A 25,587-nucleotide genomic window follows, 5' to 3' on the forward strand; every position below is an offset into this window, starting at 1 on the left:
TCACGCATCCACGGGTCTAGAGTGGATCTCATGCCGCAGATGAGGATCAGCGAGGCCGCCGTCTACCTCGGCGTCAGCGACGACACCGTGCGCCGCTGGGTCGACCGGGGACTGCTCACGGCAGACCGCGACGACTCCGGCCGCAAGGTGGTCGACGGCTACGAGGTGGCGATGGTCGCCCGCGAGCACGCCACCCCACCCGGGCTGCCCCACGGCATGAAGAGCTCGGCCCGCAACCGGTTCGTCGGGCTGGTCACCGACCTGAAGGTCGACACCGTGATGGCGCAGGTCGAGCTGCAGTGCGGGCCGTTCCGCGTGGTGTCGCTGATGAGCAGCGAGGCCGTCCGCGACCTCGGCCTGGAACGCGGATCGGTCGCCGTGGCCACCATCAAGTCGACGAACGTCGTCATCGAGGCCCCCGACCGAGGCAACCCATGACAGCGGCACTCCCCCGCCGCACGACGCGCGCCACCGCAGCGCTGGCCGTCGCCGCGAGCGCCGCCGTCGCGCTCACCGCCTGCAGCACAGGCTCGGCGGCCACCTCGGACGGTGAGGTGGACACCACGCTGACCGTCTTCGCCGCCGCCTCCCTCACCGCGGCGTTCGACGAGACCGCTGCGGACTTCGAGGCCGACCATCCCGGCGTCGACGTCCGGCTCAGCCTCGCCGGGTCTTCCAGCCTGGTCGCGCAGATCCAGCAGGGCGCCCCGGCCGATGTCGTCGCCACCGCCGACACCGCGACCATGAACACGCTCGTCGCGGACGACCTCGTCGACGCCCCGGAGCCCTTCGCCACCAACACGCTGGAGATCGTCGTCCCGCCCGGCAACCCGACCGGCATCGCCAACCTCCAGGACCTGACCGACCCGGGCCTCAACCTCGTGGTCTGCGCCCCGGAAGTGCCGTGCGGCGCCGCCACGACCGCCGTCGTCGACCACGCCGGCCTCACGCTGCAGCCGGTCAGCGAGGAGCAGAGCGTCACGGACGTGCTCGGCAAGGTGACCGCGGGCGAGGCCGACGCCGGACTCGTCTACGTCACCGACGTCGCCCGGGCCGGCGACCGGGTCGAGGGCGTCGCGTTCGACGAGTCCGCCGCCGCGGTGAACACCTACCCGATCGCCATGGTCGACCGGAGCGGCCAGACCCCCGACCAGGCCGACCTCGCCCAGCAGTTCGTCGACGCCGTCCTCTCCCCCGACGGCCAGGCAGTGCTCGCCGACCTCGGGTTCGCCGCACCATGAGCGCCCCGGCCACCAGCGAGCGCGCCGCGACCACCCGCACGCGGCTCGACCCGGCCGAGGTCCCCGCCGGCCTCCCCCGCTGGGCCTACCTGCCCGCCGTCGGCGGCGGCCTGTTCGTCGTCCTGCCTCTGGTCGCGATGGGCACCCGCGTCGACTGGTCGAACTACGGGGGGCTGGTCACCAGCGAGTCGGCCCGCTCCGCCCTGGCGCTCAGCCTCCAGACGGCGACGGCGAGCACGCTGCTGTGCCTGGTGCTCGGCATCCCGATGGCGCTCGTGCTGGCCCGCGGCCGGTTCCCCGGCCAGCACCTGCTGCGCTCCCTCGTGCTGGTCCCGCTGGTGCTGCCACCCGTGGTCGGTGGCGTCGCGCTGCTGTCCACGTTCGGCCGCCGCGGGCTGCTCGGGGAGTCGATGGAGGTGCTCGGCCTGCAGATCGCCTTCTCGACGACGGCGGTGGTGCTCGCCCAGAGCTTCGTCGCCCTGCCGTTCCTCGTCGTCAGCCTGGAGGGCTCGCTGCGCACGGCCGGCGAGCGGTACGACGTCGTCGCCGCGTCGCTGGGCGCGAGCCCGGCGACGGTGCTGCGCCGCGTCACCCTGCCGCTGGTGTGGCCGGGGCTGGTCTCCGGCACGGTGCTGGCGTTCGCGCGGGCGCTCGGCGAGTTCGGCGCCACCATCACCTTCGCCGGCAGCCTGCAGGGTGTCACCCGCACCCTCCCGCTGGAGGTCTACCTGCAGCGCGAGACCGACCCGGATGCCGCCGTCGCGCTGTCGCTGCTGCTGGTGGCCGTCGCCGTCGTCGTCATCGCCGCCACCCACCACCGGGGCGCTGGAGGTGCCGCGCGATGACGTTCGAGCTCACCGCCACCGTGCCGTCGCGCGGCCTCGACGTCCGTCTCGACGTCGCCGCGGGCCGCACGCTCGCGCTGCTCGGACCCAACGGGGCCGGCAAGTCCACGGCCCTCGGCCTCGCCGCCGGGACGCTGCGCCCGCACGACGGCGCGATCACCCTGGACGGGCGCACGCTCGCCGGCGCGCGCGACGGTCGCCGCACCGCGTGGATTGCCCCGCACCGTCGTCGGGTCGCGCTGCTCGCCCAGGACCCGATGCTTTTCCCGCACCTGAGCGTGCGCGAGAACATCGCCTTCGGGCCGCGCGCCCAGGGCACGACCCGCCGCGAGGCCGCCGCCCGGGCCGACCGGTGGCTGGACGCGATCGACCTCGCGGACCTGGCCGACCGCCGTCCGGCCGCGCTGTCCGGCGGGCAGGCGCAGCGCGTGGCGATCGCCCGGTCGCTGGCCGCCGCGCCCCGGCTGCTGCTCCTCGACGAGCCGATGGCGGCCCTCGACGTCGACGTCACCCCCGCGCTGCGCCAGACGCTCCAGCACCTGCTCGCCGAGCAGACGACGATCCTGGCGACCCACGACGTCCTGGACGCGCTGCTGCTCGCGGACGAGGTCGCCGTCGTCGACGGTGGGCGCGTCGTCGAGCGCGGCCCGACGGCGGAGGTGCTGTCCCGCCCGCGCAGCGCCTTCGCGGCGTCGATCGCCGGCCTCAACCTGCTGTCCGGGACCTGGACGTCCGACGGCGTCGCAACCGCGGGCGGGGAGGTGGTGCACGGTCACGGCGCCCCCGACGTCGCCCTCGGCGTCGCGATGACGGCGGTGTGCCGCCCGGCGGCCGTCGCCGTCCACCTCGACGCCCCGCACGGGTCCCCGCGCAACACCTTCCGCGCCACGGTGCGGTCCCTCGCGCCCCACGGCGACCTCGTCCGGGTGCGCACCGACCGGCTCGCCGCCGACGTCACGCCCGGATCCGTGGCCGAGCTCGGGCTGGCCCCCGGCCGGGAGGTCTGGCTGGCGGTCAAGGCCGCCGAGGTCGACGTCTACCCGGTGTGACGTGGGTATCCTCAACATCATGCCGAGGTCCACGGTGACGCCCGAGACGCTCGCACTGCGCGAGCTCATCGCGTCGCGCCGCGAAGAGTTCCGGCAGCTCCTCGCCGCGTACGGCGCGACGAACCCGAGGCTGTTCGGATCGGTCGCCCGGGGAACGGCAGGGAAAGGCAGCGACATCGACATCCTCGTCGAGATGGACCCTGCGGACGGCAACCTGCTGATGCGGGCATCCGGGCTCATGGAGGAAACCAGAGCCCTGTTCGGCCGCGAGGACGTCGACGTGTTCCCGGTCCAGCTGCTCAAGCAGCCTATCTCGCAGACCGCGCTCCAGGACGCGGTCACGCTGTGAGCCGCGGGACGACCAGCGCATCACCGACATCCTGCGCGCGATCGAGCGGAATCTCCAGATCATCGGCGAGGCGGCAAAGCACCTGCCCGCGGAGGTGACCGATGCTCACCCGGAGATCCCATGGCCGCAGATCCGTGGCTTCCGGAACATCCTCGTCCATCACTACTTCGGTGTGGACCTCGACGTCGTCCGCGATGTGATCGAGTCCCACCTGCCGCCGCTCGCCGACGCGCTGGGCGGACCGGACGACGGCTGAAACCGGCGTTGTCCGTGTCAGGACGACACGTCCGCCGTCGTGAACCGGCTCCAGGCCAGCGCCCCGAAGATCGCGACCCAGGCCGCCTGCACGGCCAGCCCGGCCAGCAGCGTCGAGGCGTCGATCTCGAGGCGGAGGAACTCCCCGAAGTCGAGCCAGTGGTGCGTGAGCAGCCCCGGGTGGATCGCGGAGAGCTGCGGCAGCGCGTCCAGCACGCCGCTGACGATGGCCACGACCACCGTCGAGGCCATCGCGGCCACCGGCACCTCGGTCAGCGTCGACAGGAACAGGCCGACAGCGACCAGCCCGGTGAGCGAGGCGATGACGTAGGCGACCACGCCGAGCGTGCGCACCATGCCCTCGGCCAGCGGGATCGTGTCCCCCGAGAGCAGCACGACGTCGCCCACCCCGAAGAAGGCGGCGCCGGCGACCAGACCGACGACGGCGATCGCGGCGACGGCCGCTCCCGCGTACGCCAGGGCGGCGAACGCCTTGACCAGCAACAGGCGGGTGCGCGGGACGGGCACCACCAGCAGGTACCGCAGCGTGCCGGCGCCCGCCTCCCCCGCGATCGCGTCGCCGGACACGATCGACACGCACAGCGGCAGCAGGAACGGCAGGCAACTCACCAGCGCCGCGAACACGAGGAACACGCCGTTGCCGGTCACGCGGTCCAGGAACGGCGGCCCCTGCCCGGCCACGGGCGTGTCCTGGGTGATGAACAGGACCGTGCCGATGAGCAGCGGGACGGCCGCCAGTCCCGCCAGCAGCACGATGTTGCGCACGCGGCCGAACACCAGGCGCAGCTCGCTGCGCAGCAGGCGGGCCGTCGCGCGGGCCGGTGCCGCGGGCGTCTCCGCCACGGGAGCCTCAGCGAGCGACATCGAACCCCTCCCCCGTCAGCCGCACGAACACGTCCTCCAGCGTGGGCCGCCGGACCTCGAGGCCGAGCAGGTCGACGCCGTCGCCGACCACCGCCTGGGCGACCTTCTCGACCGCGACGCTGCCCAGGGACGCGGCCACGACCTCGCCGTCGACCCGCACGTCCGTCATCCCGAGCCCGGTCAGGACCCGTGCCAGGTGCCCGCGCTGGTCGGACCGCGTCGCCACGTGCACCTCGGGTGCGCCGTCGTCGGCGATCTCGGCGCGACGACCCTGGGCCAGCAGCCGCCCCTGCGACATGATCCCGACGTGGGAGCACACCTGCTCGATCTCGCTGAGCAGGTGCGACGAGACGAGCACGGTGGCACCGCCGTCGGCCAGCTCGCGCACCAGCGCCCGCACCTCGCGCGTGCCCTGCGGGTCGAGCCCGTTGGTGGGCTCGTCGAGCAGCAGCAGGTCCCGCGGACGCAGCAGCGCCGCCGCGAGCCCGAGGCGCTGCTTCATACCGAGCGAGTACTGCCGGTACTTCTTGCCGGCGGCCGCCGTCAGCCCGACGCGTTCCAGCGCCGCGCCGACCCGGCGTGCGCGGGTCGCCGGCGACGCCGTCGCGTCCGCGGCGTCCAGCCGGCGCAGGTTCGCCTCCCCGGACAGGTACGGGTGGAAGGCGGGGCCTTCGACGAGCGCCCCGACGCGCGGCAGCACCGCCGGGCCCGCCTGCGGCATCGGCGCACCCAGGAGCTCCACGGACCCCGCCGTGGGCGACACCAGCCCGAGGAGCATCCGGATCGTCGTCGTCTTGCCCGACCCGTTCGGCCCGAGGAACCCGTAGACGGCGCCGCGCGGCACGTGCAGGTCGATCGCGTCGACGCCGACCTGCCCCGACCGGAACCGTTTCGTCAGACCGCGGGTGCGCACCGCGGGTTCCGCGGCGGGCACGTCTGCGGTCATCCGGCGAGCTCCTCGAGCGTCGCGGGCGGCACCGCCCCGGCCAGGACGCGGCCGTCGTCGGTCACCAGGACGGTCAGCAGGGCCGAGGTCAGCAGGCGACCGCCGTCGACCGGCGTCGCGAGCTGCTCGTACAGCGCCTGCGTGTCCAGCTCGGGGACGCCCGGCAGCTCGCCCTCCTCGGCGTCGGTGAACTCCTCGAACAGGTCGTCGGCGCCGCTGGACCCGGTGCTGCCCTCGGGCAGCCGGCCCTCGGCCGTCGCGCCGAGGATCGCCTCGACGTCCACCTCGGAGACCTCGACGACGGTCTCCCAGCCGGTGCCGGAGACCGCGACGTCCGCGTCCTCGCCCAGCGCGGAGCTGCTCGGCTTCTCCATGGTGCCCGGCTCGGGCAGCGGGACCACGACCTCGCGCACCTCGGCGCCGGCCGGGGCGGAGAACTCGAAGACGCTGGCCTCGGGGACGTCGAAGGAGACGTCGGTGAAGCCCACCTCGAGCGCCGGTGCCTCGGCGTCCTGGACGCTCCAGACCTGCGTGCGCAGGGGCAGCCAGGTCTCGGCGTCGACGGCGACGCGGATCCGGTCGACCAGGGTGGCGTCGGTCTGCGGCGTCAGCTCGACCTGGTACGCGGCACGCCCGGCGACCTCGACGGGGTCGGTGGTCTCGACGTCGGTGGAGATGCGCGCCTGGGCGAGGGCCACGTCCGCCAGCTCCGACGGCGTCGGCACGTCGCCCTCGACGTCCGGCTCGAGCGCCTGCTGCGCGAGCTCGTCGTACCGCTCCTGGTCCGCCGGGTCGAGGACGTAGTGCACGGCCTCGTCGTCGGCGCTGGAGTAGGTCCACGCCTCCGCACCGGAGCGCACCACCGAGTACTCGGAGACGTCGCCGAGCAGCGCGGCGCGCGAGGAGTCCTCGCCGTCGGACCACACGCGCATCGTCGTGCTGCCGCCGAGCAGGTCCAGCGGGCCGGCGCCCTGCAGCTCGGAGACGGTCACGTCCGGCAGGCCGAGGCGCGCGGTGTAGACGACGGTCCCGGAGACGGGGACCGGCTCGGCGTTCGCGACGCGGTCGACCAGCTCGTCGGCGGTGACGGCCGGCAGGTCGTCGCTCGCGACGGCGCCGACGGTGGCGGGGACGGCGAAGGCGGCGGCGACGGCGCCGGCCACGACGGCCGGGACCGCCCACCGCGCCCGGGGCGAGAGGCTGCGCGTGGTGTTCATGGCACCACTGTGGCCGACGCCTCCTGAGACGAGGCTGAGAACGACGGCTCCTGCCCGGACAGCGCGGACGGGGCGGGCGCAGCTCACGCGGGGCTGAGCACGCGGACGGTCCCCGCCGGTGCCATGCTGCGGGGGTGCGCATCCTGGTGGTGGAGGACGAGGCGGTGCTGTCGCGGGCCCTGCGCCGGGGCCTGCAGGCGGAGGGATTCGCGGTCGACGTGGCCGCCGACGGCGAGACCGGCCTGGAGGCCGCGCTCGAGGGCGACCACGACGTCGTCGTCCTGGACCTCATGCTTCCCGGGCGGTCCGGCCTGGAGGTCCTGCGCGAGATGAGGCGCGCGGAGATCTGGACGCCGGTCCTCGTGCTCAGCGCCAAGGACTCCGACGACGACGTCACCCGCGGCCTGGACGTCGGCGCCGACGACTACCTGGCCAAGCCGTTCGCGTTCTCCGTCCTGGTCGCCCGGCTGCGGGCGCTGCTGCGCCGCGGCGCCCCGCCGCGCCCGGCCGTGCTGGAGGCCGGGCGCCTGACCCTCGACCCGGCCACCCGCGAGGTGCGCCAGGACGGCGCGCTCGTCGAGCTCACCACCCGCGAGACGGCGCTGCTCGAGCACCTCATGCGCCGACCCGGCGAGGTGCTGACCAAGGTCGAGCTGCGCGACCACGTGTGGGACGCCGCCGGCGACGACCTCAACGTCGTCGAGGTCTACGTCGGGTACCTGCGCCGCAAGCTCGGCAAGGGCGTGATCGAGACGGTGCGCGGCGCCGGCTACCGGGTGGTCGGGCGGTGACCGACGACCGGACCGCGCCCCGGGGCCTGTCTCTGCGCCTGCGGCTCACCCTGGTCGCGGCCGGGCTGACCGGCGCCGCCCTCGTCCTCGGTGCGTTCGCGCTGACCTCGGTGGTCTCGCAGAGCAGGATCGCCGCCACCGACGACGTGCTGCGCGGCACGGCCGAGCAGGTGACCGCGCTCGTCGCCGAGGACCGCCTGCCCCGGGTGCTCGCCGCCGACGAGCCCGGGCAGATCGTGCAGCTCGTCGACCCCTCGGGCCGCGTCGTGGCGTCCTCGCCCAACGCGAGCCGGACCCTGCCCGTGCTGGCCCCCGCGAACCTCGTCTCGACGACCGACGGCGCCGCGACCCGCCAGGACTCGGCCTACGGGTCCGGGCCGGCCCGCGTGCTGGTCGACACCCTGCCCACCGGCGAACGCGTCGTCACCGCGCTCCCCCTGGCCACCGTCGAGGGGGTGCTCACGGCACTGCGGCTGTCCCTCGGCGTCGTCGTCCCGCTGCTGACCCTCGCGCTGGGGCTGGTGACGTGGGTGCTGCTCGGGCGCGCGCTGCGGCCCGTCGAGGAGCTCCGCGCCGCCGCGGACCGGGTCAGCGGCGTCGGCGGCCCCGGGACGCTGCCGGTGCCCCGCGCCCGTGAGCTGGCCGCGCTGGCGCAGACCCTCAACGCGATGCTCGACCGGCTGGACACCGCGGCGCGGCGCCAGACCGACTTCGTGGCCGACGCCGCCCACGAACTGCGCTCCCCCGTCGCCGCGCTGCGCACCAGCATCGAGGTCGCCGCCGCGCACCCCGAGGCCTACGAGACGGGCGAGCTGATGCCCGACCTCCAGCACGAGGTGGTCCGCCTGCAGGCGCTCGCCGACGACCTCCTCGTCCTGGCCCGGGTCGGCGCCTCCCCGCCGGAGGTGCGCGACGTCGACCTGCGCGACATCGTCCGCCACGCCGCGGGCGACGTCGACCTGCACGGCCAGGGGCGCGCCGTCGTCGACCCGTCCGCCGTCGAGCGGGTCGTGCGCAACCTCGTCGAGAACGCCCGCCGTTTCGCCCGCGACCGGGTCGAGGTCGAGGTGCGCGACGGCGTCGTGACGGTCGACGACGACGGGCCCGGCATCCCGGCGGCGGACCGCGAGCGCGTGTTCGACCGGTTCACGCGGCTCGGGTCCGCGCGGGAGCGGGACGGCGGCGGGACCGGGCTGGGCCTGGCCATCGCGCGGGAGATCGCGCGCGAGCACGGCGGCGAGGTGACGCTGGACGACGGTCCGCTCGGCGGCCTGCGGGCCACGGTGACGCTGCCGATCAGCGGTGCGCCAGCTCCAGCCGGTAGCCGCGCTTCACGACCGTCTTGATCAGGTCCTTGCGTCCGGTGGCCTCGCGCAGCCGGGCGATCGCGACCTCCACCGCGTGCCCGTCGCGGGACACCCCCGGCAGCACCTCGAGTACCTGGTCGCGGGTGATCACGTGCCCGCCGGCCGCGGCGAGCAGCCGGAGCACCTCGACGCCGGTCGGCGACAGCGGCAGCACCTGGCCGTCCAGGACCGCGACACGGGCCCGGATGACCAGCGGGCCGGCGACCGTGCCCAGCGCGACGGAGTCGATGTGCTCGTAGTGCCCGACGAGCGTGCGCACCAGCGCCCCGAGGCGGCCGCGCTCGGGCTCCAGCGACGTCACGCCGCGTGCCGCCAGCGGGCGGGACGTCACCGGGCCGACGGAGGCGGCGACCATCTCACCGGTGGTGAAGCGGGAGACCACCTCGTCCAGCACGCCGGCGTTCTCCACGGACTCCATCCACGCCTCGGCGCCGGGGGCGGAGGTGAAGACGACGGCGTCGATCTCTCCCTCGGCGGCGGCCTGCACCGAGGACTCGACGGCCTCCGGGTCGGGAGCCGGGCCCCAGCGGTACACGACCAGCGGGGAGACACGCGCGCCGGACTTGGCGAACACCTCGTCCAGGCCGTCCGCCCCGGCGCCGTGGTGCTGGATCGCGACGTGCTGGCCGGTGACGCCCTCGCTGAGCAGCACCTCGGCCACCTCGGCCGACGTCTCGGACTCCGCCACCCAGTCGGTGGCCAGCCCGGCGGCCTGCACGGCGCCGCGCGCCTTGGGACCGCGGGCCACGATGCGGGCCTCGCCCAGGACTCGCAGCAGGTCGTCGGCCAGCCCGTGGGCGTCGGCCGCCTCGATCCACGCCCGGAAGCCGACCCCGGTGGTGGCCACGACGACGTCGGGCGGGTCGTCCACGAGGGCCGCGGTCGCCGCGATGAGCGCGTCGTCGTCCACGTGCGGGACCATGCTCAGCGCGGGGGCGTGGCGGATCGTCGCGCCCCGGCGTTCCAGGGCGGCGGCCAGCTCGCCGGAGCGGCGGTCGGCGGTGACGAGCACGGTGCACCCGGCCATGACCTGGCCGAGGGCGGGTCGGGTCGCGGTCTCAGCCACGCGCGTCCCCCACGACGGGGTCTCCGGGCTCGCCACTGGTCGTCCCCTCCAACAGTCCTCGTGCCGCCACGTCACCGATCACGATCACGGCGGGCGCTCGGACCCCGACCTCCTCGGCCCGCTTGGCCGCCAGGTCCAGCCCCGTCCGGGTGACCCGCTGGTCAGGTGTCGAGCCTCGCTCCACGATCGCCACGGGGATGTCCGGGTCCGCCCCGGCGTCGAGCAACCTGGTCACGATCGCCGGCAGCGAGGACACTCCCATGAGTACCACCAGCGTAGCCGTCCGGTCCGTGACGCAGGACACGGCGGTGTCGTCGAGCTGCTGCTCGCCCGTGCGGGTGTGCGCGGTGACGACGTGGAAGGCCGTCGTCGTCCCCCGGTGGGTCAACGGGATCCCGGCCAGGGCCGGGACGGCCAGGGCCGAGGACACCCCCGGGACGACGTCGACGTCGACCCCGGCCGCACGGCAGGCCGCGTACTCCTCGCCGCCGCGGCCGAACACGAACGGGTCGCCGCCCTTGAGGCGCACCACGCGGCGCCCCCGGCGGGCGTGCTCGACCAGCAGGTCGTTGATCCCGGGCTGCGGCACCTTGTGTTTGCCCGGGGCCTTGCCGACGTCGATCACCTCGACGTCGGGGCCCAGGTCCTCGAGGACCTCCAGGGGGACCAGGCGGTCGTGGACGACGACGTCGGCCCGGGCGATCGCCCGCCAGGCCCGGTAGGTGAGCAGGTCGGCCGCGCCGGGGCCGGCCCCGACGAGCGTGACGTGTCCGGGGTGCGCGGCCATCTCAGGTCGCCCGCACGTGCACGACGCCGTCGCGCACCTCGGTCGGGAAGGACTCCAGGTGCTCGCCGAGCCCGGCCTTCGGCTCCTTGCCGCCGGTGTCGAGGCACTCGCCGGTACGCAGCGCGAAGACCTGCTTGTAGACCGGCGAGGCCACGGTCGGCTCGCCGCCGCGCGTGCCGACGATGCCGCGGGACATGACGTTCGCGGCGGCGTACGGGTCGAGCTGCTGGACGGCGTGGACGGAGTCGTCCAGCAGCCGGAACACGGCGACCTGCACCGGCGAGCCGTCGGCACGCTCCAGCAGGGCGGCGGCACCCCGCTCGGGCGCCAGGTCGGTGAGCCGGCACACGGCCGTCCAGGTCGGCGCGGCGGTGTCGATCGCGGTCATGGTGGCCTCCGTGGGAGTGACGAGGTCGGTCGGGGTGTCGGCGACGGCGAAGGGGGTCACGCACGGACCTCCAGCGTGGGACCGGTCACCAGGACCGGACCGGAGAGCGCGGGGTCGACGGCACCGGCGGCGATCTCCTCGGGCGTGGCCGGGCGCTTCTGGCCCCGCTCGGCGACGTAGGCCAGGTCCGGGTCCGGCGTCGTCGGCGCGTTGACGAAGGAGCCGAAGCGGGCCAGCTTGTCCGGGTCCTCCAGGACGGCCTTCCACTCGTCCTCGTAGGCGCCGACGTGCTGCGCCATCGCGGCGTCGAGGTCGTCGGTGATGCCGAGGGAGTCCTCCAGGACGACCTCGCGGATCGCCTCGAGCCCGCCCTCGTACTCCTCCACCCACGGGGCCGTGCGCTGCAGGCGGTCCGCGGTGCGGATGTAGAGCATGAGGAACCGGTCGATGGTGCGCAGCAGCGTCGCGGAGTCCAGGTCCTCGGCCAGGAGCTGGGCGTGCTTCGGCGTCTGGCCGCCGTTGCCGGCGACGTAGAGGTTCCAGCCCTTGTCGGTGGCGATGACGCCGACGTCCTTGCCGCGGGCCTCCGCGCACTCGCGGGCGCAGCCGGAGACACCGAACTTGAGCTTGTGCGGGCTGCGCAGACCGCGGTAGCGCAGCTCGAGCTCGACGGCCATGCCGACCGAGTCCTGCACGCCGTACCGGCACCACGTCGACCCGACGCACGACTTCACCGTGCGCAGCGACTTGCCGTAGGCGTGGCCGGACTCGAAGCCGGCGTCCACCAGCCGCTTCCAGATCTCCGGGAGCTGCTCGACGCGGGCCCCGAACATGTCGATGCGCTGGCCGCCGGTGATCTTCGTGTACAGGCCGAAGTCCTGGGCGACCTGACCGATGACGATGAGCCCCTCGGGGGTGATCTCGCCGCCCGGCACGCGGGGCACCACGGAGTAGGTGCCGTCCTTCTGCATGTTGGCGAGCATGTGGTCGTTGGTGTCCTGCAGGGCGCTCTGCTCGCCGGACAGGATGTGCCCGTTGCCCTGGCTGGCCAGGATCGAGGCGACCACCGGCTTGCAGATGTCGCAGCCGCGGCCCGCGCTGCTCGCGCCCTCGGGGACGGTGCCGAAGCGCTCGATGATGTCGCTGAAGGAGTGCAGGTCGGCCACGCGCACGGCGTCGAAGAGCTGGGCGCGCGTCATCGCGAAGTGCTCGCACAGCGCGGTCGACACCTCGATGCCGGCGCGCTCCATCTCGGTCTCGGTGATCTTCTTGACCAGCGGCAGGCAGGCGCCGCAGGTGGTGCCGGCCTTGGTGCAGCTCTTGACGTCGCCGACCGAGGTGCAGTCGTGGTCGGTCACCGCCCCGCGGATCGTGCCGGCCGAGACGTTGTTGCACGAGCAGACGTTCGCGTCGTCGGGCAGCTCGATGTCCGGGGCGGCGCCGGCACCCTCGGGCAGCAGGAACGCCGCCGGGTCCCCGGGCAGCTGCGCACCGAGCATCGGGCGCAGCGAGGCGTACGGCGTGGCGTCGCCGACGAACACGCCGCCGAGCAGCGTCGTGGCGTCGTCCGAGAGCACGAGCTTCTTGTAGACGCCGGCGGTCGGGTCGGCCCAGACCACCTCGACGCAGTTCTCGGTGCGGCCGTGGGCGTCGCCGAAGGAGGCGACGTCGACGCCGGAGAGCTTGAGCTTGGTGGCGGTGTCGGCGCCGGGGAACTCGGCCCCGCCGCCGAGCAGGCGGTCCACGACGACCTCCGCCATCGTGTTGCCGGGCGCGACCAGCCCGAGGCACCGGCCCTCGATGCAGGCGACCTCGCCGATGGCCCAGACGTTCGGGTCCTCGGTGCGGCAGGTCAGGTCGACCACGGCGCCGCCGCGCTCGCCGACCGGCAGCCCCGCGGCCCGTGCGAGCTCGTCCCGGGGACGCACGCCGGTGGCCACCACGACGACGTCGACGTCGAGGCGCCCGCCGTCGTTGAAGTCCAGGTGCCCGACGTCGCCGGTGCGGTGGTGGGGAGCCATCTGCTTCGTGGCCGTCTCGGGACGGACCGCGATGCCCTTGTCGTTGATGAGGCGCTTGAGCGCCTGCCCGCCGCCGAGGTCGCACTGCACGCCCATGAGGTGGGTGCCGAACTCGATGACGGTGGCCTGGGCGCCGAGCGCCTTGAGCGCGCCGGCGGCCTCCAGCCCGAGCAGGCCGCCGCCGATGACGGCGCCGCGCACCGGCTTCTCGACGACGCCGCCGCGCGTCTCGACGCGGCCCGCCTCGCGCTTGGACTCGACCCAGCCGCGCAGGGCGGCCACGTCGTCGATGGTGCGGTAGACGAAGACGCCGGGCAGGTCGTTGCCGGGGATCGGCGGCATCGCCGCGTTCGACCCGGTGGCCAGCACGAGCTCGTCGTAGGGGTGCACGCGGCCGAACTGGTCGGTGACCGTCCGGTTCTCCCGGTCGATCGACGCGACGAGGCAGCCGCTGTGCAGCTCCACCCGAGGGTCGTCCCACAGCGCCGGGTCGCCCAGGGTGAGCTCCTCGGGGTCGCTGACCTCGAAGTAGCGGGTCAGCCCGACGCGGTCGTAGGGCTTGCGCGGCTCGTCGGCGAAGACGCTGATGCGCCACGCGCCGTCGGTGTCGCGCGAACGCAGCGCCTCGACGAAGCGCTGTGCGACGGGGCCGCCGCCGACGACGACGACGTGCCGGGTGCTGCGGGGAGTGGGCTCGCTGCTCATGTCGTCGACAGTAGGGAGCCACCGTGACCGGACCGTCAGGGAGGGGTTACCTGATGCGAACATCTTGCTCACGCCGTCCCGGGCCCGCGTGAGAGAAGCCGGACGCATCCTGCCGAGGTAGGCAACCCTCCGCCGAGGTAGGCAACCTCGGGACGAGGTAGGCAACGCTCCCGCCGAACGGCTGCCCATCTGACGTGCAGCTCGCCTACCTCGGCTCAGAGCTGCCTACCTGACGGGGAATTTGCCTACTTCGGCAGAACCTTGCCTACCTTACGGGGAACTCGCCTACCTCGGTCCACGGTCGCCTACCTCGGCGGGCACCGGCGGGCAGACGTCCGGGGCGCCCGACGGCGAGGGGTCCGTCGGGCGCCCCGGGGCTCAGGGGCAGGCTCACACCGTGGCGAGCCCGGCCGGTTCGGGCTCCGCGTCGGCCTCCGAGGCCGGCTCAGCCCCGGACGGGTCGCCGCCGCGGGTCGACCCGAGCCAGTCCGCGAGGCCGCACACCGCCTCGGTGCAGCTGCCGCACCCGGTGGTCGCGCGGGTGGCGGCGGCGATGTCGTCCGCGCTCCGGGCGCCGTCGTCCCAGCACGCCGTGATGTCGTGCTTGGAGACGCCGTTGCAGCGGCACACCATCGCATCGTCGGGCATGTGCTCCGGCGAGGTGGCGGGCTCCGCGCTCGGCATCACCGGTGTCAGGAGCAGGAACGCCGGGTCCACGGGAACCGGGGTGCGACGCGTGTAGGCCGCGGTCAGGTCGGCCGCGACCCGGGCGTCACCCACGCAGGTCGCGCCCACCAGCAGCCCTTCGGCCACGACGGCCTCGACGAACCGCCCGCCGGCGGGGTCCGCGAGCCGGACGGCCCGCTCCCCGGGGCGCGTCGCGCGGCCCGTGCCAGCCGCGCCCATCGAGACCACGCTCAGCGGGCCGGCCTTGACCTTCACGACGTCGGTGCCCCGGGTGTCGACGCCCTCGTCGGTGGCCGCCCGCGTGGCGAGCAGCGTGCCGAGCCGCACCGCCATCGAGGGCCGCTCCCCCTCGTGGGGGAAGCGCAGGTGCTCGCGCGGCCGGTCCACCGCCCGCCGGGAGGCGTCCTCGCGGGCCGCCACGAGGGAGGCCAGGTGGTCGGCGAGACGACGCGCGTGGTCCCAGCCCTCAGCGACCAGACCCCGCGACCCCTGCGGCGGCTGGGCGCAGTCGCCGATCGCGAAGACGCGCCGGTCGGCCGGGCTGGCCAGGTCGTGCCCGACGACGACACCCCGGTCGGTGGGCAGACCGGCGTCGGCCGCGATCCCGGTCTCCGGCACGGTGCCGGTGGTCAGCACGACGAGCCCGGCGGCCAGCACCTCCCCGTCACCCCCGTCGCCGGTGTCGACGCGCACGCCGACCGCGCGGCCGCCGGCGACCAGTACCTCGCTGGGCCGCACCCCGGAGCGGACCGTCACGCCGTGCGACTCGAGTCCCGCGGCCAGCACCGCGCCGGCCTCGGTGTCGAGCTGGCGGTTCATCGGCGCCGTCCCGGTGTCCACCAACGTGACCGCGAGCCCGCGGGCGGCCAGCCCGTAGGCGGACTCCACCCCGAGCACGCCGCCGCCGACGACGACCGCGCGCGAGCTGTTGACGCTGCCCGCCACGATGTCCCGGGCGTCGTCGAGGGTGCGCAGGGCGTGCACCCCGCCCGGCAGGTACGGGGCGCCGTCGTCGTCCCGCAGACCCGGCAGCGGCAGGATGCGGGCTCGCGACCCGGTGGCCAGCACGAGGTGGTCGTACGGGTGCACGGCGCCCGCGTCGTCGGTGACGGTCCGACGGACGCGGTCGACCGACGACGCCACGACGCCGCGCAGCACCGTGACGTGGTCGCCGCCGACCTCGGGCATGGAGATCGCCGCGACGTCGGTGCGGCCCGCGACGACGTCGCTGAGCAGCACCCGGTTGTACGGCTCGTACGGCTCGGCGCCGAGCACCGTGATGTCGAAGGCGCCCGCGCTGCGGCGCACCAGCTCGTCGACCAACCGGGAACCGACCATGCCGTTCCCGACGACGACGATCTTCGTCGGCACGTGGAGCGTCATACCGGCACCTCCTGGGTGTCGTGGTCGTCCTGCGTGGACGCGGTGGTGGGCCCGGAAGGGCTCACCTGGACCGCGCACACCTTGAACTCGGGCATGGAGCTGATCGGGTCGACGGCGTCGCTGGTGATCCGGTTGACGCCGCCGAGGCCGCCCCAGTGGAACGGCATGAACACGACCTCGGGCCGCACGGCGTCGGTCCAGCGGGCGACCGCCTCGACCACGCCGCGGGTCGAGGTCAGCCGGACCCGGTCGCCGTCGGCGACACCGACGCGCAGGCCGAGCTGCGGGTGCAGCTCGACGTACGGCTCGGGGACCAGCCGGTCGAGGTCGGGCACCCGGCGCGTCTGGGCGCCGGACTGGTAGTGCTGCAGGACGCGGCCGGTGACCAGGTAGGTCGGGGCGTCGCCGCGCACGTCGTCGGCCGGGCCGCCGTGGTCGACCGGCACCATGCGGGCCCGACCGTCCGGGGTGCCGAAGGAGTCCAGGAACATCCGGGGCGTCCCGGGGTGCTCGCCGCCGGCCGGTGATCCGTCACGCCCGTCGCCCGAGGCGTCGGCGGGCGCGTCGGCCGGGGCCGGGGCCGGGGCCGGGCACGGCCAGTACAGCCCGGCGCCGCCGCCGTCCTCGTGAGCGTCCAGCCGGGCGTGCGAGAGCCCGGAGTAGTCGGCCGGTCCCCCGGCGGAGGCCCGCGCGAGCTCGTCGAAGACCTCGGCCGGGTCCGTACCGAAGTGCACGTCCGAGCCGAGCCGTCGGGCCAGCTCGGCCAGCAGCCACAGCTCCGAGCGCGCCTGGCCCGGCGCGTCCACGGCCTGCCGTCGCCGGATGACGCGCCCCTCCAGGGACGTCATCGTGCCCTCCTCCTCGGCCCACTGCGTCACCGGGAGGACGACGTCGGCGATCCGGGCGGTCTCGGAGGGGACGAAGTCGCACACCACCAGCAGGTCCAACGCCTCCAGGCGCTCGCGGACGCGGTCGGCGTTCGGCGCCGAGACCAGCACGTTCGAGCCGTGCACGAACAGCGCCTGCGGCCCGCCCGGCGTGGCCAGGGAGTTCAGCAGCGCCACGGCCGGTTTGCCCGGCCCGGGGATGGTCTCCGGGTCTACGCCCCACACGGAGGCGACGTGGGCGCGCGCTGCCGGGTCGTCGATCTTGCGGTAGCCGGGCAGCTGGTCCGACTTCTGCCCGTGCTCGCGTCCGCCCTGGCCGTTGCCCTGGCCCGTCAGGCAGCCGTAGCCGGAGCCCTCGCGGCCGACCAGGCCGAGCGCGAGAGCCAGGTTGATCGCCGCGGTCACCGTCGCGGTGCCCTGGGCGGACTGCTCCACCCCGCGGCCCGTCAGGACGTAGGCGCCGCGCCCGCCGCGCGCCGGGGAGGCGGCCGCGAGCCGCCGCGCCAGCCGACGCAGCTCCTCGGCGGGGACGCCGCAGACGGTCTCGGCGCGCTCCGGCCACCAGGCGGAGACGGACCGCACGACGTCGTCGTACCCGCTGGTCCGGTCGGCGAGGTAGCCGCTGTCGACGAGCTTCTCGGCGACGACGACGTGCAGCAGGGCCAGCAGCACCACCAGGTCGGTGCCCGGGACCGGCTGGACGTGCTCGCCCTGGCCGTCCTCGGCCAGCCGGGCCGTGGCGGACCGCCGCGGGTCGACGACGACGAGGCCGCCGGCGCCGCGGGCGCCGGCCAGGTGCTGCACGAACGGCGGCATGGTCTCGGCCGGGTTCGAGCCGAGCAGCAGGATCGCCTCGGCACCGCCGAGGTCCGTGAGCGGGAACGGCAGGCCGCGGTCGACGCCGAAGGCGCGGTTGCCCGCGGCCGCCGCGGACGACATGCAGAACCGGCCGTTGTAGTCGATGTTCGGCGTGCGCAGCACCGTGCGCGCGAACTTGCCGAGCGCGTAGGCCTTCTCGTTGGTGAGCCCGCCGCCGCCGAAGATCGCGACGCCCTCGGGTCCGTGCTCGGCCTGGATCGCGCGGACCCGGGCGGTGATCAGCTCGAGCGCCTCGTCCCAGGTCGCCGGGGCGAGCTCGCCGTCGGCGCCGCGCACGAGCGGGGTCGTGATCCGGTCCGGGACGTCCAGCACCGCGGCGGCGGTCCAGCCCTTCTGGCACAGCCGCCCCGCGTTGGTGGGGAAGTCGCGCGGGTTCACGGTCACGGGCAGGGGCTCACGCCCGCCGGGGGCCGGCGTCGACGACGCCGTTCCCTCGACGGGCGTGAGCTCCATGCCGCACTGCAGGGCGCAGTAGGGGCAGTGCGTCTTGTGCGGGCCCGTGGACGCCGGCACGATCGAGCTGCTCATACCCGAGCAGCCCCCATCTCGCTGTTGCGGCGACCGTAGACGGCCCAGGTGAGCAGAGCCATGACCACGTAGACCCCGATGATCGCCCACAGGGCCGGGACCAGCGAGCCGGTGGCGGTGTCGGACATCGCGAACCCGCGCGGGATGAGGAAGCCGCCGAAGGCACCGACGGCACCGGCGATGCCGATGCAGCCTGCCGCGGCCTTCGCCGTCGCCGCACCGCCGCCGGCGACGTTCGCGATCCGGAAGGTGGCCGGGATCATGCGGTAGACCGATCCGTTGCCGACGCCGGTGGCGACGAACAGCAGCATGAACGATCCGAAGAACAGCCCGAAGGAGCCGGTGCCGAGCGCCTGGATGGCTCCGAAGGCGCCGACGACCATCACCACGAAGCTCAGCACCGTGACCACGGCACCGCCGACGCGGTCGGCGATCCAGCCGCCGAGCGGACGGGTGACCGAACCGACCAGGGCGCCCATGAACGCCAGGGACAGGGTGACCTCGGGGAACTCCCTGTTCAGGAGCGTCGGGAAGGCCCCGGCGAACCCGACGAAGCTGCCGAACGTGCCGATGTAGATGAAGGAGATCAGCCAGGTGTGCTTCTCCCGCGCCGCGACGCCGAAGGACCGCGGGTCCGCCTTGGCCGTGGACAGGTTGTCCATGAAGCGCCAGGCCAGCAGCACGGCCAGCAGGATGAAGGGGATGAACACCCATCCGGCGCGGGGCAGCGAGACCCCGGCGGCGGTGACGATCACCAGCGGGACGACGAACTGCACGGCGGCGGTGCCGATGTTGCCGCCGGCGGCGTTCCAGCCGAGCGCGGCACCCTTCTCCTTCTCGGGGAAGAAGAACGAGATGTTCGCCATCGACGAGGCGAAGTTGCCGCCGCCGAAGCCTGCGAGCGCCGCGATGGCCAGCAGCACGCCGAACGAGGTCTCGGGCCGCTGGACGACCCACACCAGCGACAAGGTGGGGATCAGCAGCAGGGCCGCGGAGATCATCGTCCAGTTGCGCCCGCCGAAGACCGGCACGGCCAGCGTGTAGGGCACACGCAGCGAGGCGCCGACGAGGGCCGGCAGGCCCACGAGCCAGAACATCTGGTCGGTGGTCAGGGCGAACCCGGCGTCGGGGAGCTGCGGGACGACGATGGACCAGATCGCCCAGACGCAGAACCCGAGGAACTCCGCGAAGATCGAGATCCACAGGTTGCGACGGGCGATGGTCCGGCCGCCGTTACGCCAGAAGACCGGGTCCTCGGGGTCCCAGTGGTCGATCCACCGTCCGGAGCGGTGGACCGGGCGCGCGGGCGCCTCGGCAGTGTCGGTGCCCGGGCCGGTGGGCACCGGCTCGGTCTCGGTGGTGCCACTCGTCGGAGCAACCATCGACGTTCTCCCATCCGTGGTCGTCACCCGGCGTCGCCGGGCGGGGGTCTCGATCCCCGGCGGGTGCCGGGTACCGGACCGGCTCAGCGTCGGGCCGGTACGACGACAGTAGGAAGCGGGTGTTTCACGTCACGGTCACGAGCCGTGAACTTCCCATGAGCCAAAACTCTCACCCGGATCATGGGGGCTGTGAGAAGTTCATCCAGCATCCGGACGACCGGCCGACGGCGGGTCGTCGCGAGTCACGAGGCACGGAGGGCCCGGGCGGACGAACCGTCCGAGCATCTCACACCCGACGGCGTCGTGCTGTGAGAACGGTGCTGCATCGCCGACACACGCCGTCCCTAGAGTGATCGGTATGACCAGCGGACCGCGCACCATCGCCGAGCACACCGCGGCGGCGCTCGCGCGCGTGCGGCCGGTGGCCGCCGCGTCCGTGCGGGTCGACGACCCCGCCGTGGTGGGCCTGGTCCTCGCCGCGGACGTCGTCGCCGCGGCGCCCGTACCGGCCTTCGACCATGCGGCGATGGACGGGTACGCGGTGCGGTCCGCCGACCTGCCCGACGACGGCTCGTCGGTGACGCTGGAGGTCCGGGGCGACCGGCGACCCGGTGTCCCCTCCCCCGCATCCGCCGCAGATGCTGTGGGCAGCGGCGGAGCAGCCGACGGCGGAGCGGTCCGGATCATGACCGGGGCGCCGTTACCGGCGGGGTGCGACGCCGTCGTCCCGGTCGAGCGGACCTCCACGAGCCGGTTCGTGGCCGGTGAGCCGACGACGGAGCGCACCGTGACCCTGTCCCGGCAGGCCCGCGACCACGTCCGTCGCGCGGGCACGGACCTGCGCCGTGGCGACCCGATCGCCCGCGCCGGGGACGTCGTCGGCCCGGGTCTGGTCGCCACCGCGGCCGCCGCCGGGCTCGTCGAGCTGCCGGTGCGCCGTCGTCCCCGGGTCGCCGTGCTGTCCACGGGCTCCGAGCTCGCCCCGCTCGGGACCACCGAGGCCGGCACGATCGCCGACTCCAACTCCCTCATGCTCGCCGCGCTCGTGCGCGCCGCCGGCGCCGACGTCGTGCGCATCGGCGCGGTCCCGGACGACGCGGACGCCCTGCGCGCCGCCCTGGACCACGTTGTGGGCGTGAAATCTGCAGGTCCGGACCGCCACGATCCTGCAGATTTCATGCCCACAACGGGAGGGGTGGACCTGGTCGTCACCTCCGGCGGGGTGTCCGCCGGGGCGAGCGACGTCGTGCGCGAGCTGCTCGCCTCCGGATCGGCGGCCGACGTCGACGTCACCACCGTCGCCATGCGTCCCGGCAAGCCGCAGGCCCTGGCCTCCTGGCGCGGGGCTCCCTGGGTCGCCGTCCCCGGCAACCCCGTCAGCGCCTTCGTCTCGACCGCGCTGTACGCCCTGCCCGCGGTGCGACGCCTCGCCGGCCGTCCGGACCGACCCGCCACGGCCGTCCGCGCCGCCACCGGATGGTCCAGCCCGCCCGACAAGGAGCAGGTGGTCCCCGTGGTCACCCGGCCCGACGGCGTCACGCCGGCCGGTCGCGGCGGCCACCAGCTCTCCGCCCTCGCCCACGCCGACGCGCTCGTCGTCGTGCCCGCCGAGGTCGCCCACGTCGCCCCCGGCGACCGACTCCCCCACGTCCCGCTCCCGGAGGCTCGATGAGGTACGACGCCGTCGTCCTCGCCGGCGGCCGCGCCACCCGGCTGGGCGGTGCCGCCAAGCCGGAGGTCGTCGTCGGCGGCACCCGCCTGCTCGACCACGTGCTGTCCGCGACGACCGGCGCCGACCGCACCGCCGTCGTCGGCCCGGCCGACCTGCGCTCGCTCACCGAGCGGGACGACGTCGTCGTGACCCTCGAGGACCCGCCCTTCGGCGGCCCGGTCGCCGGGCTGGCCGCCGGGCTGACGGCCCTGCAGCGGCCCGCCGCGCCCGAGTGGATCCTCCTGCTCGCCGTGGACGTGCCGGGGGCGGCGGCCGCCGTCGGCCCGCTGGTCGAGACCGCCGACGGGTTCACGAGCCTCGACGGCGTGCACCTGGAACACGCCGGGCGTGCCCAGTGGCTGACCGGCCTGTACCGCCGCGCGGCGCTGACCCGCGCGCTCGACGGACTCGACCCGCACGGGGCGTCCGTGCGCCGACTCGTGGCTCGTCTCGACCTCCTTCCGCTGCCCGACGAGACAGGGATGAGCGACGACGTCGATACCTGGGACGATGTGAACAGGCTCTCGGCGCGCCCGGCCCGGAGCCGCATCGAGGAGGAGACCCCCATGACCGACGACGTCCCCACCGTGCTCGCCAGCTGGGTGTCCGCCGTCGAGCGGGACCTGCAGCTGCCCGCCGACAGCATCGACGTCACGGAGGTGCTCGACCTCGCCCGCGACGCCGCCCACCACGTCGCGCGGCCCGCCGCGCCGGTGACGACCTACCTCGTCGGCTACGCCCGCGGGCTCGCCGCCGCGGCGGGCAATGCCGCACCCGACGACGACACCGCCGAACGCACCGCCCGCCTGGCCCTGGGCTGGCGGCCCGAGACGACCTGAGGACTCCCATGACGCTCGTCGACCTGGGCATCCCCCGCCTGCCGACCTCGTGGCGCGACGCGACGCTGCCCGCCGACCGGCCGGACACCCCGGGTCTGGTGGACACCTTCGGCCGGGTCGCCACCGACCTGCGCGTCTCGCTCACCGACCGGTGCAACCTGCGCTGCACGTACTGCATGCCGGCCGAGGGACTGCCCTCCCTGGCGCGCGAGAAGGTGATGTCCCGCGACGAGATCGCCCGGCTGGTCGGCGTCGCCGTCCGGGACCTCGGCGTGCGCCAGGTCCGGTTCACCGGCGGCGAGCCGCTGCTGCGGGGCGACCTCGCCGAGATCGTCGCCGACGTCGCAGCCCTCGACCCGCGCCCGGAGATCAGCCTGACCACCAACGCGATCGGGCTCGACTCCCGCGCCGAAGGGCTGCGCGCCGCGGGAGTGGACCGCATCAACGTCTCCCTGGACACGCTCGACCCGGACACGTTCGCCCGCCTGGCCCGCCGCCCCTACCTGGAGCGCACGCTGGCCGGCATCGAAGCGGCGGCCCGCGTGTTCGACCTGGTCAAGATCAACGCGGTGCTGGTGCGCGGGGTGAACCTGGACCACGCCGCCGACCTGCTGTCCTGGTGCCTGGAGCGCGGCTTCGAGCTGCGGTTCATCGAGCAGATGCCCCTGGACGCCGACCATGCCTGGGACCGCACGGCGATGGTGACGGCCGCCGAGGTGCGCGGCCTGCTGGGCGAGCGCTTCGACCTCGGCCCCGACGCCGAGCCGCGCGACGGCGCCCCGGCCGAACGGTTCGTCGTCCGCTCCCGCGACACGGGCGAGCGGCTCGGACGGGTCGGCATCATCGCCTCGGTGACCGAGCCGTTCTGCGGCGACTGCCGCCGCACGCGCCTGACCGCCGAGGGCGGCATCCGCGACTGCCTGTTCGCGCACACCGAGACCGACCTGCTCGGTCCGCTGCGCGAGGGCGCCTCCGACGCGGTGCTGGCCGACCGGTGGCGGACCGCGATGTGGGGCAAGCGGGCCGGGCACGGGATGGACGACCCGTCGTTCGTCCAGCCGGACCGCACGATGAGCGCGATCGGGGGCTGAGGTGCTGGAGCTGCGCTACTTCGCGGCGGCCCGGGCGGCGTTGGGCCGTGCCGGGGAGACGACGACGGTGGACGACGGCGCGACGGTCGCCGACGTCGTCGGCCGGCTGAGCGCGGGGGCGCCCGAGGCGGCGCCGGTGCTGTCCCGCTGCTCGGTGCTGCTGGACGGCCGGAGGGCCGCGCCGGACGACGTCGTGCCCGACGGCGCCACGCTCGACGTGCTGCCGCCGTTCGCCGGCGGCTGACTCCTGCGGCGCGCTGTCGCTCGCCTCACCACGCGAGCGAGCACCCCGAGCTCCGACCCCCGCTGTGGGCGTGAAATCTGCAGGTCTCAGGTGCCTGAGACCTGCAGATTTCACGCCCACAACGCCAGCACGACGTCGGGGCGGTGACGGAAGCGGCCGTCAGGCCTGCTGCTTGTGGGCGCGGATGACCTCGGCCGCCTGGCCGAGCACGTCGGACAGGTCGCCGACCACGGCGAAGTCGCAGATCTCGAAGATCGGCGCCTCGGGATCGTTGTTCACCGCGACGATGACCTGCGAGGCCTGCATGCCGCCGCGGTGGTGCGGAGCGCCGGAGACACCCGCGCCGACGTACAGGCGCGGGGCGATCGTCACGCCCGTCTGCCCGATGTAGCGGTCGAACCAGCCCTCGAACACGGCGTCGCGCGTCGCGCCGACGGCCCCGCCGACGGCGTCGGCGAACGCCTCGACCGGCCCGAAGTCGCCCTCGGTGCCACGCCCGCCGGCCACCACGACCGCGGCCTCCTCGAGCGTCGGGCGGTCGGAGTCGCGGGCCTTCTCGGTCCGGGCGGTGACGGCCGGCAGCACGGCGTCGACCGCGACGGCGAAGCCCTCGACCTCGGTGGCCACCGCGGCCTCGGCCGGCTGCGGGACGACGGCGTTGGCCCGGACGGTCAGCGCGGCCACGTCGGTGGTGACCCGGCTGACGGTGTCCCAGGAGCCGGCGAAGACCCGCTTGGTGCCCACGACGTGCCCGGCGTCGTCCTCGGCCACGCCGGCGGCGTCGATGATGACACCGGCGCCCAGCGCGTGCCCGGCCAGGGCCACGGCCTCCTTGGCACCGAAGGTCGAGGGCGCCAGCACGACGTCGGCGTCGGTGAGCCGCACGGCGGCGGTCAGCACGGCGGCGACGACGGCGGACAGGTGCCGGGCGTCCCCGCGCAGGTCGGCGGGAAGCTCGGCCTGGTGGACGGTCTCGACGCCGTAGGCGCCGAGCTGGGCGAGCGCCTCGACGCTCGGTGCCTCCAGCGTGACGGCCTCGACGCGACCGAGCGTGCGGCCGATCGTCAGCAGCTCCAGGACGCTGGGACGGACCTCGCCCGCGGGGTCGAGGAGGACAAGGACGGTGCGGTTCGTCATCGGTGGGCTCCTTCTCAGACCAGCTCGTGGCGGATGAGGTACTCGGCGAGGGCCTTGCCGCCCTCGCCCTTGTCCTGGACGAGCTCGACCGGCGGCTTCTCCGGGCGCGGCGCAGCCAGCGTGGTCTCGGTCCGGGCGCCGGCCGTGCCGACGGCCCCGGGCTCCAGGCCCAGGTCGGCCGCCGTCCACTGCTCGATCTCCTTGGAACGAGCCGCCATGATGAGCTTGAAGTTCGGGAACCGCGGCCGGTTGGCGGTGTCGGCCACGGACAGCACGGCCGGCAGCGGCGCGGTGAGCGACTCGGTCGCCTCGTCGGTCTCGCGGGTGGCCTGCAGCGTTCCGTCGGCCACGGCGACCGTCTTGGCGAACGTCACGGACGGCCGGCCCAGCGTCGCGGCCAGCAGCGCCGGCACCACCGAGCCCAGACCGTCCAGGGCCGCCATCCCGGTGATCACCAGGTCGACGGGCCCCTCGGTCTCCAGCCGTCGCACCGCGGCCGCGAGCGCCGCCGTCGTGCCGGAGTAGTCGGACCCGGCGAGCGCGTCGTCCGAGACCCGCACGCCGCGGTCGACCCCCATCTGGAACGCCTTGCGCAACGCCACGTCGCCCTCGGGCGGGGCGACGGTCAGCGCGACGATCTCGCTCGTCTCCTGCTCGGCCTCGTCGAGGGCCTCGACGATCCGCAGCGCGGCTTCCAGGGCGTTCTCGTCGAGCTCGTTGAGGGTCCCCACGGCCGGGTCGCGGTCCACCCGACAGTCCACGAACTTCCGTTCGGCGTTGATGTCCGGCACGTACTTGACGGGAACGACGATGCGCACGAGGAACCCTTCCGACAGTCTCGAGGATCAGGGTCGGGGCGGTGTGGACCGCCCTCGGGCCGAGCCTACTCGTCGCCGTGCACCGCCCC

24 protein-coding genes are annotated in these 25,587 nt (G+C 74.6%); 12 read left to right on the forward strand and 12 right to left on the reverse strand.

Translation table 11 applies throughout. The features are described from left to right. Positions 1–30 precede the first annotated feature (30 nt). The 6 genes from PO879_RS11395 to PO879_RS11420 are packed head-to-tail and all read left to right on the forward strand — an operon-like array spanning position 31 to position 3,740. Entirely contained in the window at positions 31–438 is a 408-nt protein-coding gene (locus tag PO879_RS11395) for a TOBE domain-containing protein (protein ID WP_278235015.1), read from the forward strand. Continuing rightward, a complete protein-coding gene (modA, locus tag PO879_RS11400) occupies positions 435–1,241 on the forward strand; it encodes a molybdate ABC transporter substrate-binding protein (RefSeq protein WP_278235016.1) in 807 nt (268 codons plus the stop codon). The genes PO879_RS11395 and modA overlap by 4 nt, the downstream gene beginning before the upstream one ends. After that, positions 1,238–2,086 (forward strand): ABC transporter permease, encoded by an 849-nt coding sequence (locus tag PO879_RS11405; protein ID WP_278235017.1) that lies wholly within the window; start codon positions 1,238–1,240, stop codon positions 2,084–2,086. The genes modA and PO879_RS11405 overlap by 4 nt, the downstream gene beginning before the upstream one ends. Continuing rightward, the gene (locus PO879_RS11410; protein ID WP_278235018.1) at positions 2,083–3,135 is read left to right on the forward strand and encodes an ABC transporter ATP-binding protein; all 1,053 of its coding nucleotides are present in this window, start codon (positions 2,083–2,085) and stop codon (positions 3,133–3,135) included. Before PO879_RS11405 ends, PO879_RS11410 begins: the two co-directional genes overlap by 4 nt. A 1-nt stretch (position 3,136) precedes the next feature. Continuing rightward, positions 3,137–3,484, forward strand: coding sequence for a nucleotidyltransferase domain-containing protein (locus PO879_RS11415; protein WP_278235019.1), 348 nt, complete (start codon positions 3,137–3,139; stop codon positions 3,482–3,484). A gap of 40 nt (positions 3,485–3,524) precedes the next feature. Further along, positions 3,525–3,740, forward strand: a complete 216-nt coding sequence (locus PO879_RS11420) for a HepT-like ribonuclease domain-containing protein (RefSeq protein WP_278237513.1) — start codon at positions 3,525–3,527, stop codon at positions 3,738–3,740. Positions 3,741–3,757: 17 nt separating this feature from the next. Here PO879_RS11420 and PO879_RS11425 read toward each other — a convergent pair whose 3' ends face one another. From PO879_RS11425 to PO879_RS11435, 3 genes are read right to left on the reverse strand one after another with little or no spacing between them, the layout of a single operon-like run. Continuing rightward, positions 3,758–4,624 (reverse strand): ABC transporter permease subunit, encoded by an 867-nt coding sequence (locus tag PO879_RS11425; RefSeq protein ID WP_278235020.1) that lies wholly within the window; start codon positions 4,622–4,624, stop codon positions 3,758–3,760. Beyond that, positions 4,611–5,570, reverse strand: coding sequence for an ATP-binding cassette domain-containing protein (locus PO879_RS11430; protein ID WP_278235021.1), 960 nt, complete (start codon positions 5,568–5,570; stop codon positions 4,611–4,613). Before PO879_RS11430 ends, PO879_RS11425 begins: the two co-directional genes overlap by 14 nt. Further along, complete coding sequence (locus tag PO879_RS11435) at positions 5,567–6,787, reverse strand: hypothetical protein (RefSeq protein WP_278235022.1); 1,221 nt, start codon at positions 6,785–6,787, stop codon at positions 5,567–5,569. Before PO879_RS11435 ends, PO879_RS11430 begins: the two co-directional genes overlap by 4 nt. A 134-nt stretch (positions 6,788–6,921) precedes the next feature. On the opposite strand from PO879_RS11435, the gene PO879_RS11440 reads away from it, so the two are divergent. Both PO879_RS11440 and PO879_RS11445 read left to right on the forward strand, forming a co-directional pair. After that, positions 6,922–7,578 (forward strand): response regulator transcription factor, encoded by a 657-nt coding sequence (locus tag PO879_RS11440; protein ID WP_278235023.1) that lies wholly within the window; start codon positions 6,922–6,924, stop codon positions 7,576–7,578. After that, positions 7,575–8,924 (forward strand): ATP-binding protein, encoded by a 1,350-nt coding sequence (locus PO879_RS11445; RefSeq protein WP_278235024.1) that lies wholly within the window; start codon positions 7,575–7,577, stop codon positions 8,922–8,924. Before PO879_RS11440 ends, PO879_RS11445 begins: the two co-directional genes overlap by 4 nt. Here the strand turns inward: PO879_RS11445 and PO879_RS11450 are convergent. The 7 genes from PO879_RS11450 to PO879_RS11480 form a co-directional block, all read right to left on the reverse strand. Then, entirely contained in the window at positions 8,875–9,972 is a 1,098-nt protein-coding gene (locus PO879_RS11450) for a uroporphyrinogen-III synthase (protein ID WP_278237514.1), read from the reverse strand. The genes PO879_RS11445 and PO879_RS11450 overlap by 50 nt on opposite strands. Positions 9,973–10,003: 31 nt before the next feature. Then, positions 10,004–10,798 carry a uroporphyrinogen-III C-methyltransferase gene (gene cobA / locus PO879_RS11455; RefSeq protein WP_278235025.1) on the reverse strand — a complete coding sequence of 265 codons (795 nt, stop codon included), beginning with the start codon at positions 10,796–10,798 and terminating at the stop codon, positions 10,004–10,006. A gap of 1 nt (position 10,799) precedes the next feature. Next, positions 10,800–11,186, reverse strand: coding sequence for a nitrite reductase small subunit NirD (nirD, locus tag PO879_RS11460; RefSeq protein WP_278237515.1), 387 nt, complete (start codon positions 11,184–11,186; stop codon positions 10,800–10,802). A gap of 56 nt (positions 11,187–11,242) precedes the next feature. Then, positions 11,243–13,912 (reverse strand): nitrite reductase large subunit NirB, encoded by a 2,670-nt coding sequence (gene nirB / locus PO879_RS11465; RefSeq protein WP_278235026.1) that lies wholly within the window; start codon positions 13,910–13,912, stop codon positions 11,243–11,245. Between the two features lie 390 nt (positions 13,913–14,302). After that, positions 14,303–15,982 (reverse strand): FAD-dependent oxidoreductase, encoded by a 1,680-nt coding sequence (locus PO879_RS11470; protein ID WP_278235027.1) that lies wholly within the window; start codon positions 15,980–15,982, stop codon positions 14,303–14,305. After that, positions 15,979–18,276 (reverse strand): molybdopterin oxidoreductase family protein, encoded by a 2,298-nt coding sequence (locus PO879_RS11475; RefSeq protein ID WP_278235028.1) that lies wholly within the window; start codon positions 18,274–18,276, stop codon positions 15,979–15,981. The genes PO879_RS11470 and PO879_RS11475 overlap by 4 nt, the downstream gene beginning before the upstream one ends. Next, positions 18,273–19,658, reverse strand: coding sequence for an MFS transporter (locus PO879_RS11480; RefSeq protein WP_278235029.1), 1,386 nt, complete (start codon positions 19,656–19,658; stop codon positions 18,273–18,275). The genes PO879_RS11475 and PO879_RS11480 overlap by 4 nt, the downstream gene beginning before the upstream one ends. A gap of 358 nt (positions 19,659–20,016) precedes the next feature. On the opposite strand from PO879_RS11480, the gene PO879_RS11485 reads away from it, so the two are divergent. The 4 genes from PO879_RS11485 to PO879_RS11500 are packed head-to-tail and all read left to right on the forward strand — an operon-like array spanning position 20,017 to position 23,543. After that, positions 20,017–21,330, forward strand: coding sequence for a molybdopterin molybdotransferase MoeA (locus PO879_RS11485; RefSeq protein WP_278235030.1), 1,314 nt, complete (start codon positions 20,017–20,019; stop codon positions 21,328–21,330). Beyond that, positions 21,327–22,208 (forward strand): DUF6457 domain-containing protein, encoded by an 882-nt coding sequence (locus PO879_RS11490; RefSeq protein ID WP_278235031.1) that lies wholly within the window; start codon positions 21,327–21,329, stop codon positions 22,206–22,208. Before PO879_RS11485 ends, PO879_RS11490 begins: the two co-directional genes overlap by 4 nt. Before the next feature lie 8 nt (positions 22,209–22,216). After that, positions 22,217–23,299, forward strand: coding sequence for a GTP 3',8-cyclase MoaA (gene moaA / locus PO879_RS11495; protein ID WP_278235032.1), 1,083 nt, complete (start codon positions 22,217–22,219; stop codon positions 23,297–23,299). Between the two features lies 1 nt (position 23,300). Next, a complete protein-coding gene (locus tag PO879_RS11500) occupies positions 23,301–23,543 on the forward strand; it encodes a MoaD/ThiS family protein (protein ID WP_278235033.1) in 243 nt (80 codons plus the stop codon). Positions 23,544–23,702: 159 nt separating this feature from the next. Here PO879_RS11500 and PO879_RS11505 read toward each other — a convergent pair whose 3' ends face one another. Together PO879_RS11505 and PO879_RS11510 are read right to left on the reverse strand one after the other, a co-directional pair. Beyond that, a complete protein-coding gene (locus PO879_RS11505; protein ID WP_278235034.1) occupies positions 23,703–24,680 on the reverse strand; it encodes an electron transfer flavoprotein subunit alpha/FixB family protein in 978 nt (325 codons plus the stop codon). Between the two features lie 14 nt (positions 24,681–24,694). Continuing rightward, positions 24,695–25,498 (reverse strand): electron transfer flavoprotein subunit beta/FixA family protein, encoded by an 804-nt coding sequence (locus PO879_RS11510; protein ID WP_278235035.1) that lies wholly within the window; start codon positions 25,496–25,498, stop codon positions 24,695–24,697. Positions 25,499–25,587: the final 89 nt, after the last annotated feature.

This window comes from Isoptericola sp. AK164 (assembly GCF_029643425.1).
In the GTDB taxonomy this organism is placed as follows: domain Bacteria; phylum Actinomycetota; class Actinomycetes; order Actinomycetales; family Cellulomonadaceae; genus Isoptericola; species Isoptericola haloaureus.

Bases quoted from the DNA above. Each gene is read 5' to 3' on its own strand.
- PO879_RS11395 (WP_278235015.1), top strand. From the start codon at position 31: ATGCCGCAGATGAGGATCAGCGAGGCCGCCGTCTACCTCGGCGTCAGC.
- modA (WP_278235016.1), top strand. From the start codon at position 435: ATGACAGCGGCACTCCCCCGCCGCACGACGCGCGCCACCGCAGCGCTG.
- PO879_RS11405 (WP_278235017.1), top strand. From the start codon at position 1,238: ATGAGCGCCCCGGCCACCAGCGAGCGCGCCGCGACCACCCGCACGCGG.
- PO879_RS11410 (WP_278235018.1), top strand. From the start codon at position 2,083: ATGACGTTCGAGCTCACCGCCACCGTGCCGTCGCGCGGCCTCGACGTC.
- PO879_RS11425 (WP_278235020.1), bottom strand. From the start codon at position 4,624: ATGTCGCTCGCTGAGGCTCCCGTGGCGGAGACGCCCGCGGCACCGGCC.
- PO879_RS11430 (WP_278235021.1), bottom strand. From the start codon at position 5,570: ATGACCGCAGACGTGCCCGCCGCGGAACCCGCGGTGCGCACCCGCGGT.
- PO879_RS11435 (WP_278235022.1), bottom strand. From the start codon at position 6,787: ATGAACACCACGCGCAGCCTCTCGCCCCGGGCGCGGTGGGCGGTCCCG.
- PO879_RS11450 (WP_278237514.1), bottom strand. From the start codon at position 9,972: ATGGCCGGGTGCACCGTGCTCGTCACCGCCGACCGCCGCTCCGGCGAG.
- cobA (WP_278235025.1), bottom strand. From the start codon at position 10,798: ATGGCCGCGCACCCCGGACACGTCACGCTCGTCGGGGCCGGCCCCGGC.
- nirD (WP_278237515.1), bottom strand. From the start codon at position 11,186: ATGACCGCGATCGACACCGCCGCGCCGACCTGGACGGCCGTGTGCCGG.
- nirB (WP_278235026.1), bottom strand. From the start codon at position 13,912: ATGAGCAGCGAGCCCACTCCCCGCAGCACCCGGCACGTCGTCGTCGTC.
- PO879_RS11470 (WP_278235027.1), bottom strand. From the start codon at position 15,982: ATGACGCTCCACGTGCCGACGAAGATCGTCGTCGTCGGGAACGGCATG.
- PO879_RS11475 (WP_278235028.1), bottom strand. From the start codon at position 18,276: ATGAGCAGCTCGATCGTGCCGGCGTCCACGGGCCCGCACAAGACGCAC.
- PO879_RS11480 (WP_278235029.1), bottom strand. From the start codon at position 19,658: ATGGTTGCTCCGACGAGTGGCACCACCGAGACCGAGCCGGTGCCCACC.
- PO879_RS11485 (WP_278235030.1), top strand. From the start codon at position 20,017: ATGACCAGCGGACCGCGCACCATCGCCGAGCACACCGCGGCGGCGCTC.
- PO879_RS11490 (WP_278235031.1), top strand. From the start codon at position 21,327: ATGAGGTACGACGCCGTCGTCCTCGCCGGCGGCCGCGCCACCCGGCTG.
- moaA (WP_278235032.1), top strand. From the start codon at position 22,217: ATGACGCTCGTCGACCTGGGCATCCCCCGCCTGCCGACCTCGTGGCGC.
- PO879_RS11505 (WP_278235034.1), bottom strand. From the start codon at position 24,680: ATGACGAACCGCACCGTCCTTGTCCTCCTCGACCCCGCGGGCGAGGTC.